15 protein-coding genes and 3 tRNA genes are annotated in these 16488 nt (G+C 61.7%); 6 read left to right on the top strand and 12 right to left on the bottom strand.

Features of this window, described 5'->3' with window-relative positions; translation table 11 throughout:
- Positions 1–17: 17 nt before the first annotated feature.
- The 7 genes from G1C98_RS07185 to G1C98_RS07215 all read right to left on the bottom strand — a co-directional run bounded on the left by G1C98_RS07185 (position 18) and on the right by G1C98_RS07215 (position 8816).
- Positions 18–2561, bottom strand: a complete 2544-nt coding sequence (locus G1C98_RS07185; protein WP_169080566.1) for a S9 family peptidase — start codon at positions 2559–2561, stop codon at positions 18–20.
- Between the two features lie 109 nt (positions 2562–2670).
- The gene (locus tag G1C98_RS07190; protein WP_240944961.1) at positions 2671–3888 is read right to left on the bottom strand and encodes an App1 family protein; all 1218 of its coding nucleotides are present in this window, start codon (positions 3886–3888) and stop codon (positions 2671–2673) included.
- Complete coding sequence (gene gcvH, locus G1C98_RS07195; RefSeq protein ID WP_169080567.1) at positions 3885–4289, bottom strand: glycine cleavage system protein GcvH; 405 nt, start codon at positions 4287–4289, stop codon at positions 3885–3887. The genes G1C98_RS07190 and gcvH overlap by 4 nt, the downstream gene beginning before the upstream one ends.
- Positions 4290–4345: 56 nt before the next feature.
- A complete protein-coding gene (locus G1C98_RS07200; RefSeq protein WP_169080568.1) occupies positions 4346–5983 on the bottom strand; it encodes a L,D-transpeptidase in 1638 nt (545 codons plus the stop codon).
- Between the two features lie 139 nt (positions 5984–6122).
- Positions 6123–7238 (bottom strand): NAD(+) diphosphatase, encoded by a 1116-nt coding sequence (gene nudC / locus G1C98_RS07205; RefSeq protein ID WP_169080569.1) that lies wholly within the window; start codon positions 7236–7238, stop codon positions 6123–6125.
- A 1-nt stretch (position 7239) separates the two neighbouring features.
- On the bottom strand, positions 7240–8085 hold the full coding sequence (locus G1C98_RS07210; RefSeq protein WP_169080570.1) for an alpha/beta fold hydrolase: 846 nt from the start codon (positions 8083–8085) through the stop codon (positions 7240–7242).
- A gap of 104 nt (positions 8086–8189) precedes the next feature.
- Positions 8190–8816 carry an NUDIX hydrolase family protein gene (locus G1C98_RS07215; RefSeq protein WP_205831942.1) on the bottom strand — a complete coding sequence of 209 codons (627 nt, stop codon included), beginning with the start codon at positions 8814–8816 and terminating at the stop codon, positions 8190–8192.
- Positions 8817–8933: 117 nt separating this feature from the next.
- Here G1C98_RS07215 and trxA point away from each other — a divergent pair, with 117 nt between their 5' ends.
- Positions 8934–9269: a thioredoxin gene (trxA, locus tag G1C98_RS07220; protein WP_169080572.1), complete on the top strand. Its 336-nt coding sequence runs from the start codon at positions 8934–8936 to the stop codon at positions 9267–9269.
- Between the two features lie 236 nt (positions 9270–9505).
- Positions 9506–10531: an aggregation-promoting factor C-terminal-like domain-containing protein gene (locus G1C98_RS07225; RefSeq protein ID WP_169080573.1), complete on the top strand. Its 1026-nt coding sequence runs from the start codon at positions 9506–9508 to the stop codon at positions 10529–10531.
- A 188-nt stretch (positions 10532–10719) separates the two neighbouring features.
- On the opposite strand, the gene fucO is transcribed toward G1C98_RS07225, so the two are convergent.
- Positions 10720–11871: a lactaldehyde reductase gene (gene fucO, locus G1C98_RS07230; protein WP_169080574.1), complete on the bottom strand. Its 1152-nt coding sequence runs from the start codon at positions 11869–11871 to the stop codon at positions 10720–10722.
- 292 nt (positions 11872–12163) lie between these two features.
- On the opposite strand from fucO, the gene mscL reads away from it, so the two are divergent.
- Both mscL and G1C98_RS07240 read left to right on the top strand, forming a co-directional pair.
- On the top strand, positions 12164–12679 hold the full coding sequence (gene mscL / locus G1C98_RS07235) for a large conductance mechanosensitive channel protein MscL (RefSeq protein WP_169080575.1): 516 nt from the start codon (positions 12164–12166) through the stop codon (positions 12677–12679).
- A gap of 57 nt (positions 12680–12736) precedes the next feature.
- A complete protein-coding gene (locus G1C98_RS07240; protein WP_169080576.1) occupies positions 12737–13297 on the top strand; it encodes a 3'-5' exonuclease in 561 nt (186 codons plus the stop codon).
- 190 nt (positions 13298–13487) lie between these two features.
- Here the strand turns inward: G1C98_RS07240 and G1C98_RS07245 are convergent.
- Positions 13488–13562: transfer RNA gene (locus G1C98_RS07245), tRNA-Glu, on the bottom strand.
- A gap of 112 nt (positions 13563–13674) precedes the next feature.
- The gene (gene trmB, locus G1C98_RS07250; RefSeq protein ID WP_169080577.1) at positions 13675–14535 is read right to left on the bottom strand and encodes a tRNA (guanosine(46)-N7)-methyltransferase TrmB; all 861 of its coding nucleotides are present in this window, start codon (positions 14533–14535) and stop codon (positions 13675–13677) included.
- 178 nt (positions 14536–14713) lie between these two features.
- Here trmB and G1C98_RS07255 point away from each other — a divergent pair.
- Positions 14714–14787, top strand: a tRNA-Asp gene (locus tag G1C98_RS07255).
- A gap of 44 nt (positions 14788–14831) precedes the next feature.
- Positions 14832–14907: transfer RNA gene (locus tag G1C98_RS07260), tRNA-Phe, on the top strand.
- 302 nt (positions 14908–15209) lie between these two features.
- Here the strand turns inward: G1C98_RS07260 and G1C98_RS07265 are convergent.
- A complete protein-coding gene (locus G1C98_RS07265; protein WP_169080578.1) occupies positions 15210–15731 on the bottom strand; it encodes a low molecular weight protein-tyrosine-phosphatase in 522 nt (173 codons plus the stop codon).
- An 84-nt stretch (positions 15732–15815) separates the two neighbouring features.
- Entirely contained in the window at positions 15816–16478 is a 663-nt protein-coding gene (locus G1C98_RS07270; protein WP_169080579.1) for a dihydrofolate reductase, read from the bottom strand.
- Positions 16479–16488: the final 10 nt, after the last annotated feature.

A 16488-nucleotide genomic window follows, 5' to 3' on the forward strand; every position in this document is an offset into this window, starting at 1 on the left:
ATGCCGTCTTATGCGGTCTAATGCGTGATTCCCATCACGCTCAGGCACCATGCGTTCTCGTAGGCGAGCTCCTGCCATTGCTTGTACCTGCCCGAAATGCCGCCGTGCCCGGCCTCGACCTCAATCTTGGCGATGGCGTCGATGCCGGCCGACTGCAAGCGGGCCAGCCACTTCAGCGGTTCCACGTACAGCACGCGGGTGTCGTTCATCGATGTGGTGATGAAGATCTTCGGGAACAGTGCGGCACGCGGGTCATCGGCATCGGACGGCGCGTTCTCATACGGCGTATACGACTTCATGTACCGGTACACCTCGGCATCATGCAGCGGATCGCCCCATTCGTCCCATTCGGTGACGGTGAGCGGCAGCGACGGGTCGAGGATCGAGGTCAGCGCGTCCACGAAGGGCACGTCCGCCTCGATGCCGGCGAAGCAGTCCGGCGCAAGATTCGCCACGGCACCCATGAGCAGGCCGCCCGCGGAACCGCCGTCGGCCACGGTGCGCGACGGATTCGCCAGCCCCGCGTTCTGCAGGGCCATCGTGGCGTCGACGAAATCCTCGAAGGTATGCTTCTTGTTCAGTCTTCTGCCCTGCTCGTACCAGGCACGCCCCATCTCGCCGCCGCCACGGATATGCGGCACCGCGTAGAGCACGCCGCGATCGAGCATGCTGATGCGCGCCACGGAGAACCCCGGGTCGGAGCTGATCTCGTAGGCGCCGTACCCGGTGATGAACATGGCCGAATCGCAGGTCGGCACATCCCTGCGCCATACCAGCGACACGGGGATCCGCTCGCCGTCACGGGCCGTGATCCATACACGGCGTTCCATGTAATCCCTCGGATCGAAGTCGCCCAATACGGTGGCACGCTTGAGCAGACGGTCCTCGCCGGTGGCCGGGTCGATATCGTGCAGCTCCCCCGGCCTGGTGTAGCTGGAGAAGGAGTAGCGCATACGCGGAGCGTCATACGAGGGGTTGCCGCCGGCACCAATGGAGTACAGACGCCGCGTCTCACCAGGCATGGCATCGGCCGTCGCCCCGTCGGACGAGGTCATCGCCTTGCGGGATGCACCGTGCACCGCATGGCCGTCGCCTTGCGCACGCTGGAAATCATCGACCACATTCGCCGCGTCGCGAACCGCGTGCGGCCCGGCGGTGTCGTCTTCCATGCCGCCCACGGATCGCCATACGGCGGCACGTTCCTCGTTCACCTCGTCCACGGATTCGTCCACATCCCAGTCGTTCTCAAGGGCGGGCGGCACCAGCTCGGTGAACCTCCACGGGCGCTGCGCAAGGAAGTCCTCGGCCGCGGCCTGCTTGGTCATCACCGCAAGATGCGGCAGGCTTTCCGCACGGTACGACATCGTCACGAAATTGCGGTGGATGGCAATGCCCTCGATGCCCAGGCCGTGCGCACCTTGCAGAATGGCCGGATTGCCAGGCTTGGTATAGGGCGCTCCGATGGGTCTGGCGGAAGCGCCGGGTTCCACGTCATCGCCATGTTCGCACCCGTAGGGCGAGCCGGAGGCCACGCACACCCCTTCGCCCAATCGATACGGCGGTTCGTGCTTGCGCATATCGATCACGTCGATCTCGAAATTCGGGTTCAGCGCATTGTGGTACACCACCGCGACGGGAATGTCGGCGCCGTTCTCCCCTGCCCCTTCGAAGCATGCGAAGCTCACATCGTATTCCACGCCGTTCTCGCGGGGAATGAACGCCTTGAACTCGCCTTCCGGCGTATCGACCGGCAGCATCAGCACTTCCGTGGTCGTCTTCGACCCCGTCCCGATGACGATGCTGCGTTCGTCGAATGACATGCCCACACCGGCCCAGAATCGTTCGTCCTGCTCACGGAACACCTCAGCATCCGTATCGACCGGCGTGCCCACCCGGTGACGGAATACCGCGCACGGCCTCCATGCATCGTCAAGCACCGTATAGAACACCCACTGCGCGTCGGGCGTGAAACATGCGCCGGAAATGCCCTTGAACACTTCAGGCAGTTCCTCGCCAGATTCCAGATCGCGAATGCGGTAGTCGTAGCGTTCGTCGCCTTCGACATCCACGCCGTACAGCATCCAACGGCCGTCCTTGCTGATATCCATGCCGCCGATGCGGAAGAAATCATGCCCTTCGGATTCGGTGTTGGCATCGAACACGACCTGCTCTCCGGGCAGGCTTCCCGGCTCGCCCGTGGCATCCACCTGCGGCGGGTCCCAGTCGTCCGGCCCGGCGATCGGCATGCGGCACTGCACCGCATACTGCTTGCCCTGCTGGGTCCGGGTGAAATACCAGTACCCGTCCATGCGCGTGGGCACCGACATGTCGGTTTCCTGCACATGGGATTTGAGCTCATCGAACAGCGTGTTGCGCAACGATGCCAACGGCTTGTTGCGTTCCTCGCACAGGCGGTTCTGCGCCGCCACATAGTCGCGCACATCGGGCGACTGCTTGTCTCTCATCCATTCATAGGGGTCGACGAACGTATCGCCGTGATGTTCCCGCGTGAACGGCTCGCGCTTTGCTACTGGTACGTCTCTGTTCCCACTTTCGGTCATAGCCGTCCATTGTAGCGTTTACCGGGTGCAAGCGCGTCCGCTGTGGTTTGCCGTTCCGCTTCCGGCATAGCGGCAGTACGGAAGCGGAAACGTATGTGCCATAAAGGGATTACAGATCGATCTGCGTGGCCAGGTACGGCAGCATGGTCTTCATCAGGTTCACCCCGGTGGTTCCCATGAACACCGGCACATCGGTGACGGGCATGGGCTGCGTGGGCGTCAGGCTGGTATGGATGCCGAAAGGCGCCGTCTCGCGCGGGGTGAGCTGCCGGATGGCGATGGCAAGCACACGCCCCGGGTACCGCCTGGCGATGGTGGCGTATGTGGTCGGGTCACGCTGTCCGTCGTCGCCGACCAAAATGAACTTCATATCCGGGAAATCGGACATGAGCTGTTCGGCGAATTCAAGCTTGTGCTGAGGGCCGGATGGCACGAAGCTCTTCGGCCGGGGGTCAAGGTCACGCAGCAGCAGCGGGCCTTCGGGGAAGCCGTGATTGGCGATGAAATGGCGAATCGAACCCTCCACGTTCCAGGGGGACGTGGACAGGTAGAAGAACGGCGCTCCGGGGAACAGGTCGGCGATCTTGTTGAACAGCACGCTCATGCCCGGCACGGAGCTGCGCTTGTAGGGATTCAGGAACAGCAGGTTCCACGCCGCCTTCCACAGCACGGGGGCCTGCGTGATCATCACCGTATCGTCCACATCGCTGATCACGCCGACCTTCGCCGACGAGGGGATGGTGTACAGGTGCGATTTCACCGGCTTGCGGCCGTTCACGCGGTAGGAGACCTTGTGGACGCCCGGCTCGAGATGGTGATCGGCCAGAAGATCCAGATACCCGGAGCGGTCCGAAATGGCGTATTCGCTGTCGATATCAGGGCTGTTGCCGGGCCTGTCGTAGGTTTCTCGGTCGCCGACCTGCACCGTTTCCAGCGGCGTCTCGTCGATGCGGATCTTCACCTGGACATGTGGCGCGGGAACCGTCAGCATGCCGCGGATGCCACGTGTGGCGCGCCCGTATTCGCTGCGTTCCGGCGCATACACGGTACGGCAGATCAGTCTGGAGTATTCCTCGGTGCCGTACCCCACGTAGGGGTTGACACGCGGGAACCAGTCGAGTTTCTTGGCCGCGCGGGTGGCGAAATGCGCCCAGAGCCCGAACGCGCCGGTGATGCCGCGCCGGGCCATACGCACCAGCGGCGGCTTGAGTTCGATGCGCTCACGCGAGGAAGCGGCATCGAATGTCGTGACGGCATGCCGCGCCGGAATCGGCACGGTGGGCATGTCGTCGGCCTGTGCGTCCGCCGTTTCTTCGGGCTTGGTCATCGAATGACCTTCAGGTATTCCTCGGCACTCAGCAGGTCGGGCTCGTCATCGTCGAGCTCGACCTTGAGCAGCCATCCTTCGCCGTACGGATCGCCGTTGACGACGCTGGGATCGTCGCTCACCGCCTGATTCACGTAGCGGATGGTGCCCGACACGGGTGCGATAAGCGGTTCGACCGCCTTGGATGATTCAAGTTCGAACAGTTCGTCGCCCGCCTCGAAATGCGTTCCGGGCTCGGGGAAATCGACGTAGACCAGTTCGCCGAGCTGTTCGGCGGCGTATTCGGTGATGCCGATCAGCGCGAGGTCGCCGGAGGCGTCCACCCACACGTGGTCCTGCGAGTATTCCAGATGATCGGGAACGTCGAGATTCAATGACTGCGTATCCTGTGCTTCGCTCATGTGTCACACCCTAACAGAAGAAATCGAATTCATCGTCACGCGCAGGTCTTGCGCCGTCAGCGAACCGCGCCGGAAGGCTGCGAGCCGATCACCTGCACGATGGTGCCCTGCGGGCAGTGGTCGTAGATCCACTTGGAATCGGCCTCGTACATGTTCACGCAACCGTGCGATCCGTAGTTCACCGGGTCGCCGTGGGCGATGCCGTAGTTGTTCCAGCTGGCGGTGTGGAATCCCTCGCCACCGTTGAAGTAGCTCACCCACTTCACGCCCTTGGACAGGTAGCGGGAACCGTCGTCGTTGAGACCCGTCATATCCTGGATGGCGTACCGCAGATAGATGGTGTACGTGCCCAGATCGGTCACATGCTTGTTCGTGCCGGTGCACACGGGGAAGGTCTTGACCGCCTGGTCGTTCTGGTACACGGTGGCGGTCTGGTTGGATCTGTCCACCACAATGCGCCATTCGCTCTTCTTCTGCTTGATGTCGAACTTCTTGACATCCGTTTCCACCTGCAGCGTGGCACCGTTACCAGTCTTCAGCGCGGCGAGCACCTGGTCCGCAGTGTTGTCGGTGTTCTTGACGGTCACTCCGTTCACGCCCTTGGTGGCGGCTTCGAGAATGACCTTGCCCTTGTCATCCACGACGTCTTCCTGGGAGACGGCCTCCTGATTGAGCTGCTGCGGGAGCGTGGCGGCAAGATACGTCTTGATAGCCTCGGCGTCGTACTCGATCGTGATCTGACCCTTCGACGGATCGCCGTTCGGCTTGATCCACTTCGCCACCTCGTCGACGGGGATCTCGAACTGCTTGGCGTCGCCGTTCGTCAGCACGATCTTGTTGGTCAGCCGCTGGTTCGCCTCGTCGGCGGTCTTCTGGGCCTCATCCGTGGTGATGGGCATATCGACCTGCTTGTTGGTGATCTCCACCGTGGCGGAGGTACCGGGCTTCTTGATGGCCTGCTCCACGGCCGCGTCGACCGGCTGAATATCCGGCGTATCGCCGTCACGGCCTTCGGTGACGACGAACCCCTGCGCATTGGGGTCGTAGGAGATGGACGAGGCGACCGCACGCTCGTCGTCGCTGATCAGCTTGGATGACAGGAAACTGCTCATCTCATACGTGTTCACCTGTGCGGCGAGCTTGACGTTCGCATGCGAAAGCGGGTTCAGACGGACGATGTCCTGCAGCAGGTTATCCGACTTCTTCGCGTTCATCAGGTCGTTCACGGTCTTGTCGACGTCCACGCTCACGCCGAGATCCTTGAGCGATGCGGACACCTGACGGTCGTTATCGCCCTTGACCACGATGGACGAATCCTTCACCGCCTTGTTCACCGTGGCGGTAAGGTCGGCGCGGGTCTGCCCGGCCACCTTGACCGTGCCGAAGCTCACGCCCGGAGCCACGCGGTCGCTGTAATGCCAGCGCATGGTGAAGAACACCGCGACCAGTGCCGCCAGAACCACGGCAACCGCGATCAGCACCGCGATCAGCGCCTTATGGGATTTCTTCGCCTTGACGGCGATGCTCCCCTCGTTATCGTCACCTTCGGGGGCGAATCCCACGAAACCATCCCCGTTCACAGGAGGGAAACCGCCCAGGCCATCGAGCCCCTGCGGCTTGTTCGCATCCACCGGATTGATAACCGTGGTATCGGCCAAATCCTGCAGATGCAGTTGTTCCGTATCTTTCGCCATTGTCGTAGTCCTTGTGTTCGGTTCTTCTTCTCTTGTATCCCTAACTTCCAAGACTATACGACGACGCCCTCCCATCGGTCACTGTGAACTGCCGGAATACCAAGCTTCACCGACATCGACGGGGGGGGTATGGCGGACGCTATGCGAGCTCATGACCGAGCCACTGCTCGATCATGTACCGCGCGATGGTCGCCTTGCCGGGAGCGCTGATGCTGCCGTCGATGATCTGCGCCATGTACTCGTCCCTAGTCACCCATCGGGCGTCCACGGTTTCCGATCCGTCCACATGAACATCCGTGCCGAGCGCATGGGCCTTGAACGCCACCATCAGCGACGCCGGGTACGGCCACGGCTGGGAACCGAGGTACTTGACCTCCCCCAGCGTGATGCCGGTCTCCTCATGTGCCTCGCGACGCACCGCATGCTCAAGGTTCTCGCCGGCCTCCACGAATCCTGCCGAAACCGAATACAGCGTGGGGTTGTTCCATGCGGCGTTGTGCTGGATCAGCATACGGTCGGCGGAATCCACCACCAAGGTGATCACGGCCGGTTCGATGCGCGGGAACAGCAGACGATTGCCGTCCGCCTCATTGGTGCAGCGCTGTGCCCAACCACCCATTGCGGCCTGCACGGGGGCACCGCATGTGGGGCAATGCCGCTGACGGTTATGCCACACGCTCAACGACACCGCGCTGGTCGCCTGCCCGGCCTCGCGCGCGTTGGCGTGCGGGGCGAAACCACGCAGATCCACCCAGTCGAATCGGCTTGCCGCCTGCTGGAGCATGTCCGCTCCATCCGCCTGTGCGGCAGTGTCGGCACCCGGCTGGCCGGATTCGCCGTATCCGGCCAACTGCCCGTCGACCGTTCCGGCATCGCCGTCATTGCAATTGCCGTCGGATTCGCCGTCGATGCGTGTGATATCGACCGCGACCACATGCTGGGTGCCGGCAAGACCCTTATATCCGCCGAGGAACATGGCCACGGCTCCGGGGTGCCGTGCCAAGGACTTCAGCACGTATGCGCCAGGAAGAGACGCCAGACGCATCGACGCGTTCGCATAGTCGGCCTTCGCGCCCTGCCCGCGCGGCACCGCCACCAGTCCGCCACGGGTCAGCATCACCGTGGTGGACGGCTCGTTCAGCACCGTCTGTAGCAGATCGGGCTCGCCACGCCGTTCCGTCTCATAGTCGATATTGCCCTGGGCAAGCGGCAGAAAGGGAAGCACCTGGGTCAGTGCCAGAGGATTCAATGCCATGTCAGTCCACCCGCTTCATCAGATCGACCAATGCCGCGGCCACCGTATCGGGGTGTTCGACGGCGCTGAAATGCCCGCAATCCGCGATGGGCGTGAACACGGCGTTGCCGCCGATACGCTGCGCAAGCGGCTTCATGACGCTGGGATTGCTGGTCGGGTCAAGCTCTCCGGAGACTACCGCGACCGGCACGTCCATGCTTTCCGGCACACCGGCCAGTTCCGGGCGTCCGTACGTCATGCGCTGTCTCCATGCCAGTCCGGCGGGGTTCTGATCGTGGATCCAGACGGTCATCTGGTCGATGAACGCCTGCGAACGCTTCACCGTGGAATCGTCGGGGCCGGCCTGCGCGAAATGCATGACCGGCTGCACGGAATCCGTGGATTCGCAGGCGTTGGAGGTTTCTAGGCGTGCTTCGCCGCCCGTGCCGTCGCTTGAGGCCATGGTGTCGCACAGCGCGACGCCCGCCACCGCTTCGGGGTGCAGGCGGTACAGGTCGGTGACCAGATAGCCGCCCATGGAGAGTCCCACCCACACGGCCTTGTCGTATCCGGCGGCATGCATCATGGCCACATATGATTCGGCCATGCGATCCAGGGCGTCCGGGTAGGAGCCGTTGGGGGCACGGCGGCCGGATTGCGCGTCGCTGGGGGCCGGCGAAAGCCCCGATCCGGGCATATCGGGGGCCCAGATGGCGAAATCGGGCAGTCCGGCCTCGTTGGCGAGCGCTGCGATGCGTTGCGCGCAGCGCTCCCACATGCGTCCGTCCACCGGGTAGGCGTTCGTCAGGATCAGCGGGGCGCTGGTGCCGTCGCCTTCCCTGATCACGCGATTGTGAATCTCAAACATTCGTGCTCCTCTTTTCGCTCCGGGGTGTTCCGTGCTCCATCGGGTATATCAATCGTTCAGCGTAGTCGTTGGGGTCGTGGGGGTGCATAGTCGCCGTGACGTGTTCAGATGCCGGCCCAGCGCAACGCCGCCTGGGCGATGCGGCCGTGCCCGTTGCACATCTGCTGCAGGAACACGTCGAGGTTGTCATCATGCGGGTCGACCCATTCCACGTCCAGCGTCTCGTCCTGCGGGTGGCAGTCGCCTGCGATCGGAACCACGTAGCATAGGGCGATGGCGTGCTGCCGTGGGTCAAAGTATTCGCTGACGCCTGGGGTCGGGAAGAATTCGGCGACCGTGAACGGCTGGGGGCTGGTCGGCAGGACCGGCAGGGCGATGTCGCCCAGATCCTTGGAGATGTTTCGCGCGATGGCTTCGCGCAGGGTTTCGTGGAAGAGCACTCTTCCGGAAATCAGTGCGCGTTCCACCGATCCGTCGTCGGTGACGCGCAGCAGCGATCCGATTCGGCTGATGCGGCCGAACTCATCGGTGCGCACGGGCACTATGCAGACATAGGCGATGGGCATTTCGCCGCGTACGCGGTTGATTTCGTCCGGGCCAAGCCATCCGGGCGGGTTGCCCTGACCGTTTCCGCGAATGAAATCCTCGGGCGTGACATGGTCGAATTCGCCGCGTGCGCGCCCGGCATCAAAATCGCCTTCTTCCGGCACTTCATCATTCATCACTGGCATACGTCTCATTATGGCGCGTTTTGTTGCCGCCCGCGTGTTCGCCTATCGCACAATGGGCGGTTTTACGGCTATGGTGGGATGGTGGAGTCAGATGATTCACGCGCAAAGGAGTACTTCATGGCCACCACTCAGCTTTCTTCCGCCGATTTCGAGAAGACCATCACCGGCAACGATCTGGTGTTCGTTGATTTCTGGGCGACTTGGTGCGGCCCGTGCCGCGCATTCGGCCCGATCTATGAGGCCGCCAGCGATAAGCCGGAGAACAGCGATATCGTGTTCGGCAAGATCGATATCGACGCCAACCAGGATATTGCGCAGGCGGCCGGCATCCAGGCCGTGCCCACGCTGATGGTGGTGAAGAAGGGCCAGATCATCTTCAAGCAGGCCGGTGCCCTGCAGGCCGGCGATCTGGACAATCTGATCGCCCAGGCCAAGGAAGCCAAGGTCGACTGATCTTCGGATTTGCGGCGCTTCCCGATCCCTTACGGGCCGTCGGGAAGCGCTTTTCCATTTACCGGCGTTCACCGGGCAATCGCAGAGCAACCATGGGGTTTCCATACCCCCTTCTTCCCCTCGCCCCATGCACGTGCAGTGCCTTATATACGCCTTATATATGTCTATGTACTTTGCCCTAGCTATTATGGAAGAGGTTGTGTGCCACGGAGGCACATTCTTCGTTAAGGAGTAAGATGGCGAAACATCGCAAAAGCACCCCCACTCTTGCATCCCTGAGCAAGCGTCAATGGACGCGTTTCGTCTCGGTGGTGGGCGCAGTCGGACTGCTTGCAGGTGCCGGTGTCGTCTCTCACAGTTTCTATCAGGATTCCACTTCCTCCCACGCGTCAACGACGTCGTTCTCTGCCACCGCCGCTTCCAAGGAGGTCTCCCGTAGCGGCCAGCGTGGTGCCGTGGACGGCACGTCGTACGTCACCGTCAAGATCAACGGCAAGTCCCGTACCGTGCTGGGCACCAAGTTCACGGATGTCAAGTCCGTGCTCGACGCCGGCGATATCGTTCTGGAGCCGGAAGACACCGTCTCCCCCTCGCTGAACACCAAGGTCACCGAATCCACCGTGATCACCATCGAACGTGCGGGCGCGACGCTGGAGACCACCGATTCGGATATCACCTTCAACGTCGTCAAGAAGGAGACCGACGCACTGCCTAAGGGCACCGAGAAGGTGCAGCAGGAAGGCAAGAACGGCGTGATGGAGGCCACGAACCTCGTCACGCGTGCAGGCGGCAAGATCGTCTCCTCCACTACGTTCGCCTCGTATGTCAAGACGGCTCCGACCGACAAGATCATTCTTGTGGGAACCGGCTCCACCGCCTCGTCCTCGTCCAGCTCGTCATCCTCGTCCTCATCGAGCTCGTCGTCCAGCGCGGCGTCCAGCCTGGGCACCACGGTTCCTGCGTCCGAGATGCAGACCTGGGCCCATGACTACCTGATTGCGAACGGATACACCGAGGCCGACTTCACCGCCGCCGTGTACATCATCAACCACGAATCCGGCTGGCGCGTGGATGCCACGAACGCCTCCTCCGGCGCATACGGCCTGCCTCAGGCGCTGCCGGGTAGCAAGATGGCCTCCGCCGGTGCCGATTGGGCAACCAACTACCAGACCCAGTTCAAGTGGTTCGTGAGCTACTGCAACCAGCGGTACGGCTCGGTGCAGGGTGCCTACAGCTACTGGCAGACCCACCACAGCTACTGATAGAGCTTTCCATACAAATGGGGCGTTGCGATTCACCTACGAATCGCAACGCCCCATTTTCATATGTTCTCTTTCCGCCGTCCAAAACGCGGCATGCCCATCGGTCTCACGAATCGCGAAGACGACCGATGGGCATGCACATCATTGGCGTCGCACCCGCATGATCGACGGCGGTGCAACGCAGCCGATCACATCAGGCTGGTGTAGATCTTGAGGATCTCCTCCTGCGTGGCCTGACGCGGGTTGCCCGGCGTGCACACGTCGTGGAAGGCATCGTGGGCCAGCGGCTCAAGATCGGCCTCGGTGGCGCCGACCTCGGAGATCTTGGTCGGGTTGCCCAGGTCGACGGTGAGCTTATGCACGGCCTGCACGGCCTCCTCGCGCACTGTTTCGATGTCTCCGGTGTACGCGTCCTCCACGCCGAAGGCGTCGGCGATGTCACGGTACTTCTCGCCGGTGTAGTCCTTGTTGTATTCCATGACCGGCGCCAGCAGGATGCCGTTGGCCACGCCGTGGGCCACGCCCAGACGGCCGCCCAGCGGATGCGCCATGCCGTGCACCAGGCCCAGGCCAACGTTGGAGTAGGCCATGCCGGTGATGTAGGAGGCGTAGGCCATCTGCTCGCCGGCAGCCACGTCGCCGTCCGCGCTCTTGGCCAGGTTCTTGGCGATCATGCGGATGGTCTGCATGGACAGGCAGTCGGACAGGCTCCACGCGCCCGGGGTGATGTAGCCTTCGATGGCGTGGGTCAGTGCGTCGAGACCGGTGGCGACCTTGAGGCCGCGCGGCATGGAATCGGTCAGATCCGGGTCCACGAAGGCGACGATCGGGATGTCGTGCGGATCGACGGCCACGAACTTGCGCTTGTTGGCGGTGTCGGTGATCACATAGTTGATGGTGGTCTCGGATGCGGTGCCGGCGGTGGTCGGCACGCCGAAGATCGGCACGGACGGGTTCTTGGTGTCGGCCACGCCTTCAAGGCTCAGCACGTCGGAGAACTCGGGGTTGGCGGTGACGATGCCGATGCCCTTGCAGGTGTCCTGCGGGGAACCGCCGCCCAGACCGATCAGGAAGTCCGCACCGGAGGCCGCGAACTTGGCGACGCCGTCCTGGATGCATTCGACCGGCGGATTCGGCTTGACGTTGTCGAACACCTCATACGGCATGCCCACCTCGTCCAGCACATCGGTGACCTTCTTGACGGTACCGGTCTTCAACAGCACCGGATCGGTGACGATGAACGCCTTGGTGAATCCGTGGGACTTGGCGACATTCGGGATCTCCTTGATCGCGCCACGGCCGAAATATGCAGTCTGGTTGAAAATCATGCGGTAGACCATATGCTTATTCTCCTTTGAAAGCCGGTTGTCTATAGCTTGCTTGGTTTCACGCTTCTTCACGTGTTCCAACAGTCATTCAGTATACGCGCGTCGCAATGTGAACGGAAACATCAACACACTGTCACGCGTGATATTTCGCGGGGCATCGCACGAGCCGCCCCGGGTTCGCCCGGTTGGGCATAATGGAGAACGGCGTGCAGTCCGTCGGCATCGATATCAGCAAACCCGCATCGGCGTCGACGACACCATACGCATATACGTTATATAGGTTCATTCAAGGAGTCGTCCGATTATGAGCAGCAACAACAGCAACCCGGACCCGCAGGCCGTGGCGGCGGATCTCGCCAAAAGCGTGGACAAGGCCGCACGCAAGGTCGTGTCGCTTACCGACAAGGGGCCGATCAAGGGATTTAAGAAGTTCCTCTCCCGCGGTTCGATGATCGACATGGCAGTCGGCGTGGTCATGGGCTCCGCCGTCACCACCGTGGTCAATGCGATCGTGAACCACCTCATCAGCCCGCTGATCGGCATGATCGGCGGCGTGCCGGATATGTCCGGCGTGCTGACGATCACCTTCAACGGCGCCACCATCTCGTTCGGCGCGATCCTCAACGCCATCATCAACTTCCTGCTGATCGGCGTGGCCGTGTACTTCTGCATCGTGCTGCCGATCAACAAGCTGCGCGACATGGCCAACGCGGAGGACGACGCGAATACGGAACCATCCACCGAGGAACAGACCCTCGCAGTGCTGCAGGAGATCCGCGACGAGCTCAAGCAGAACCACACTGCGGCGAGCGAACGCTGAACATCCTCAACGCCAACACCATCCACCGTTCAATCTTCCCCACACATCGGAGCATTCATGGCCACTCAGCGCGACTTCAAAGGCAACAGCCTGCTTATCGCGACGGATAACTACGTAGTCGTCGATCTTGAAACCACCGGCGTCAGCCCGGCACGCGACCGCATCATCGAAATCGGCGCGGTCCGCGTCGAGCAGGGCACCGTCACCGCCGAATACAGCAAGCTGGTGAATCCCGGCCAGCCCGTGGGAGGCTTCATCACCGGCCTTACCGGCATCAGCGACGAGATGGTGAGCAGCGCGAGCCCGATCGACGACGTACTGCCGGACTTTCTCGGTCACCTGCGACCGGATGACACGATCGTGGCGCACAACGCGAACTTCGACATCAACTTCCTGTACGACAACTGCATGCGCACGCTGGGCAAGCCGTTCTCGCACGATTTCATCGACACGCTGCGCATGAGCCGCGCGCTGTTCCCGCAGGAGCGACAGCATCGGCTGGTGGATCTGATCCAGCGGTTCGGCATCGCCGATGAGGAGGAGCACCGTGGCCTGAGCGATGCGTTGCAGACGGTGGAATGCTATGAGCATATGAAACCGCTGCTGGCGAATCTTTAGCCGAGCCGATTGCGGTGTTTCGATGGACTGGCCCCGTTGGAAGCGATTCCGACGGGTCTTTGTTTTTACCCACACCATGCTCACACATTGCCGTCATACATACGCTTAGGCATGGGGATTATGGCAGAGGACGAAATACGGAAACCATTGGGGAATAAAAAGAAAAGCCGCTGTTTCCAGCGGCTCGTGTTGGTACCCCCTGAGAGAGTCGAACTCTCGTTGTCAGATTGAAAGTCTGGTGTCCTAACCGTTAGACGAAGGGGGCCTGACAACTCGATTAATAATACACGAGTCGCCACGTCATGCAAATCGGATTGGCCTTACGGCGTGTCGCACTGTTTTCCAAGGACTCGCGCCACGACCGGCAAGACGCCTGCTCATATCTTGCGGTAGGTGAAGTCGTGAATCACACGGCCGGCCGCAAGACCTTTCTTCTCGAAGTTCGTCAGCACGCGGCCGGCGAAACGCTCCGATTCGGTGAAGTCGGCATGCGGCATATCCGCAGCCATATCGGCGTTGCCCTTGCCCACATGCTCGATCGGCAGGCTCACGGTCAGGCCGCCGTCGTTCTTCCAGCCATCAAGGCCGTCCATCACCTCGTGCACGTGCAGCGCATAATCCTCGATATCCGTGGCGATGCGCCACACTCCCCCATCCGCCAGGGCACGGCGCACCTGGCCCGCCAGCTCGGGTTGCACGATGCGGCGCTTGTGATGCTTCTTCTTGGGCCACGGGTCGGGGAAGAACGTCCACACTTCGGCGGCCACGCCGTCGGCCATGACCTTGAACAGCTCGGGGGCGTTCACCTGCGCCACGCGCAGGTTCCTCAGCCCCTTCTTGCCCGCAAGCAGCAGCGTGTGGGCCACACCGGGATCATATACCTCCAGCGCCAGGAAGTTCGTGCCGGGGTTCGCCTCGGCAGCCGCCACGACGTTCTCGCCCTGCCCGGTGCCGATCTCCACGACAAGCGGGTTGGCATTGCCCCACGTCTTGCGCGCATACTCCGCATCGAGCACGAACCCCTCGCGCACGTCCAGCGAGCCTTCGCCGGCATTGATGTCGAGCAGATAGTCAGCGGCATAGTTGTCCCACGCACGCTGCAGCCGCGCATCCAAGCGCCCGGACCTGCGCACGAACGACAGCACTTTATGAATGGGATGCCCGTTTTCCCCCTGCCCAGGCACGTGACGCGCCGACACGTCGGAAATATTCTGGTTTTTTTCGTTGTTTTCCTGCATAGTCCTCTATTATCCATGCGCTCCGGCCAGATTGGGCGAATATCGTGTTTTCAGGTCAAAAACGTTGGAAAATAGCCGTTTTCAGCACATTGCCGCAAGCGCGACACGCCGAGAGTTGCGCCATCTCCAGAAGTCTGTAATATTACATCTCGTTGCTTCGCAAGAACGAAAACAACACGGCCCCGTAGCTCAGTTGGTTAGAGCGCCGCCCTGTCACGGCGGAGGTCACCGGTTCAAGTCCGGCCGGGGTCGCTAGAATTGTCAGAACCCGGTTCGCCGGGTTTTTTCAACTCTATGGCTCTGTAGCTCAGTTGGTAGAGCGAACGACTGAAAATCGTTAGGTCAGCGGATCGATGCCGCTCGGAGCCACCACTTGAAACCCTCGCCGGAAACGGTGAGGGTTTTTCATTATCTCCGCCTCTTTTGGTGATGTCTCTTATTCCACGTCACCAAACTCCATGAGTTTCCAAAGCCGCAACATCCACCACCCTGAACGATAGGCAGCGCCCCCTATCCCCTCAGAACCGCGAAAACGGCCACCAACCGTCCGCATAGCCCTGATACAAGAGAAGGCCGGCATACGCGATGTAAGACCGTGCGTTCGGCCAAATTGGCCTTGACGTACCGTCAATGCGTATGCCGGCCTCCGCCGGTCAGATTCGCAAACAGAGAACTCAGCCCTGCAACTGCTGCTCCACCCAATCCACAATATATGGTGCGACATGCTCGATCTGGTCGATGGCAACCTCGAACTCATGCTCGCCCCCATACCACGGGTCGACCAGGTCGATCTGGCTCTCGTGACCGGGCTTCGGCGTAGGCAGATCAGGATCGAAACTGCGGTACATGTGCACCTCGCCGCGCTTCGACGGCGGCAGCTGGCGCAGCAGCGCATGCATATGCGATGCGGTCATCGGCAGGAACAGATCGGTGCGTTCGATCTCGTCTCGGCTGATGCGGTGCGCGAAATGATCGCGCGGAATCTCATCGCCATACCCGCGCTGGCGCAGCACGTGCACGGCACGCGGATCGATCGGATGGCTCCATTCCTCGTCGGAGACACCGCTGGATTCCACGTTCACGCGGTCGCCGAGGCCACGTTCGTTGAAGAAGTGCCGCAGAATGATCTCCCCCATCGGGGAACGGCAGATATTGCCGGTGCAGACTGTCATTACCGTATAGGTGTCGTTGGTCATATCGTTCCTTTTCATGGCTCGTAATATGCGAGGATGCCGCAGGGATTCTGCGGCATCCTCAACGTCTGATGTGTTCGGCTGTGTTCAGCGCACACGCGCGAACGTGCGGAACCGGTATCCGTCGATGCCGCAATCCGCGTTCTTCGGCGTGAACCGGATCGAACGATCCACCACGCTCCACTCCCCTCGCTCGGCAAGTGCGTCGATGTCGGGCGCGTAGGTGTCGGCGTCGACCGCCGCGTCGATGTCGGTCACATACACCTTGTTGGCGATGGGCATCGCCTCGCGGAACAGTTCCGCGCCGCCGATCACCCAGATCTCCGAGCGGTCGAGCCCGTCGTCCGGGATGGCTTCCTGGCGTGCCAGGTCGAGCGCGTCCTCCAAGCTGCCGACGACCGTGGCACCGATTGCACGGTACTGCGTGTCATGCGTGATGACGATATTGTCTCGGTTCGGCAACGGCCGGTACTTCGGCGACAGGGATTCCCATGTGCGCCGACCCATGATCACCGGATGCGACACCGTCAGCTCCTGGAAATGCTTCAGGTCTTCGGAAAGGTGCCACGGCATACCGCCCTTGTATCCGATGGCCCCCTGCCGCCCCGACTTGTCGCGGGCCTGCGCCCAAATCAAATTCACCGAGAATGTCTTGGGGAAATCGTCACCCCAATCCTCGGATTCCTCCAGCCCGGCACTTCCGGGCTCGGGTTCGTGATAGCCGCTGCGGCTATTACTGTCATGCTCCATTTCACTCACT

The organism is Bifidobacterium erythrocebi, assembly GCF_012932675.1.
Taxonomy (GTDB): domain Bacteria; phylum Actinomycetota; class Actinomycetes; order Actinomycetales; family Bifidobacteriaceae; genus Bifidobacterium; species Bifidobacterium erythrocebi.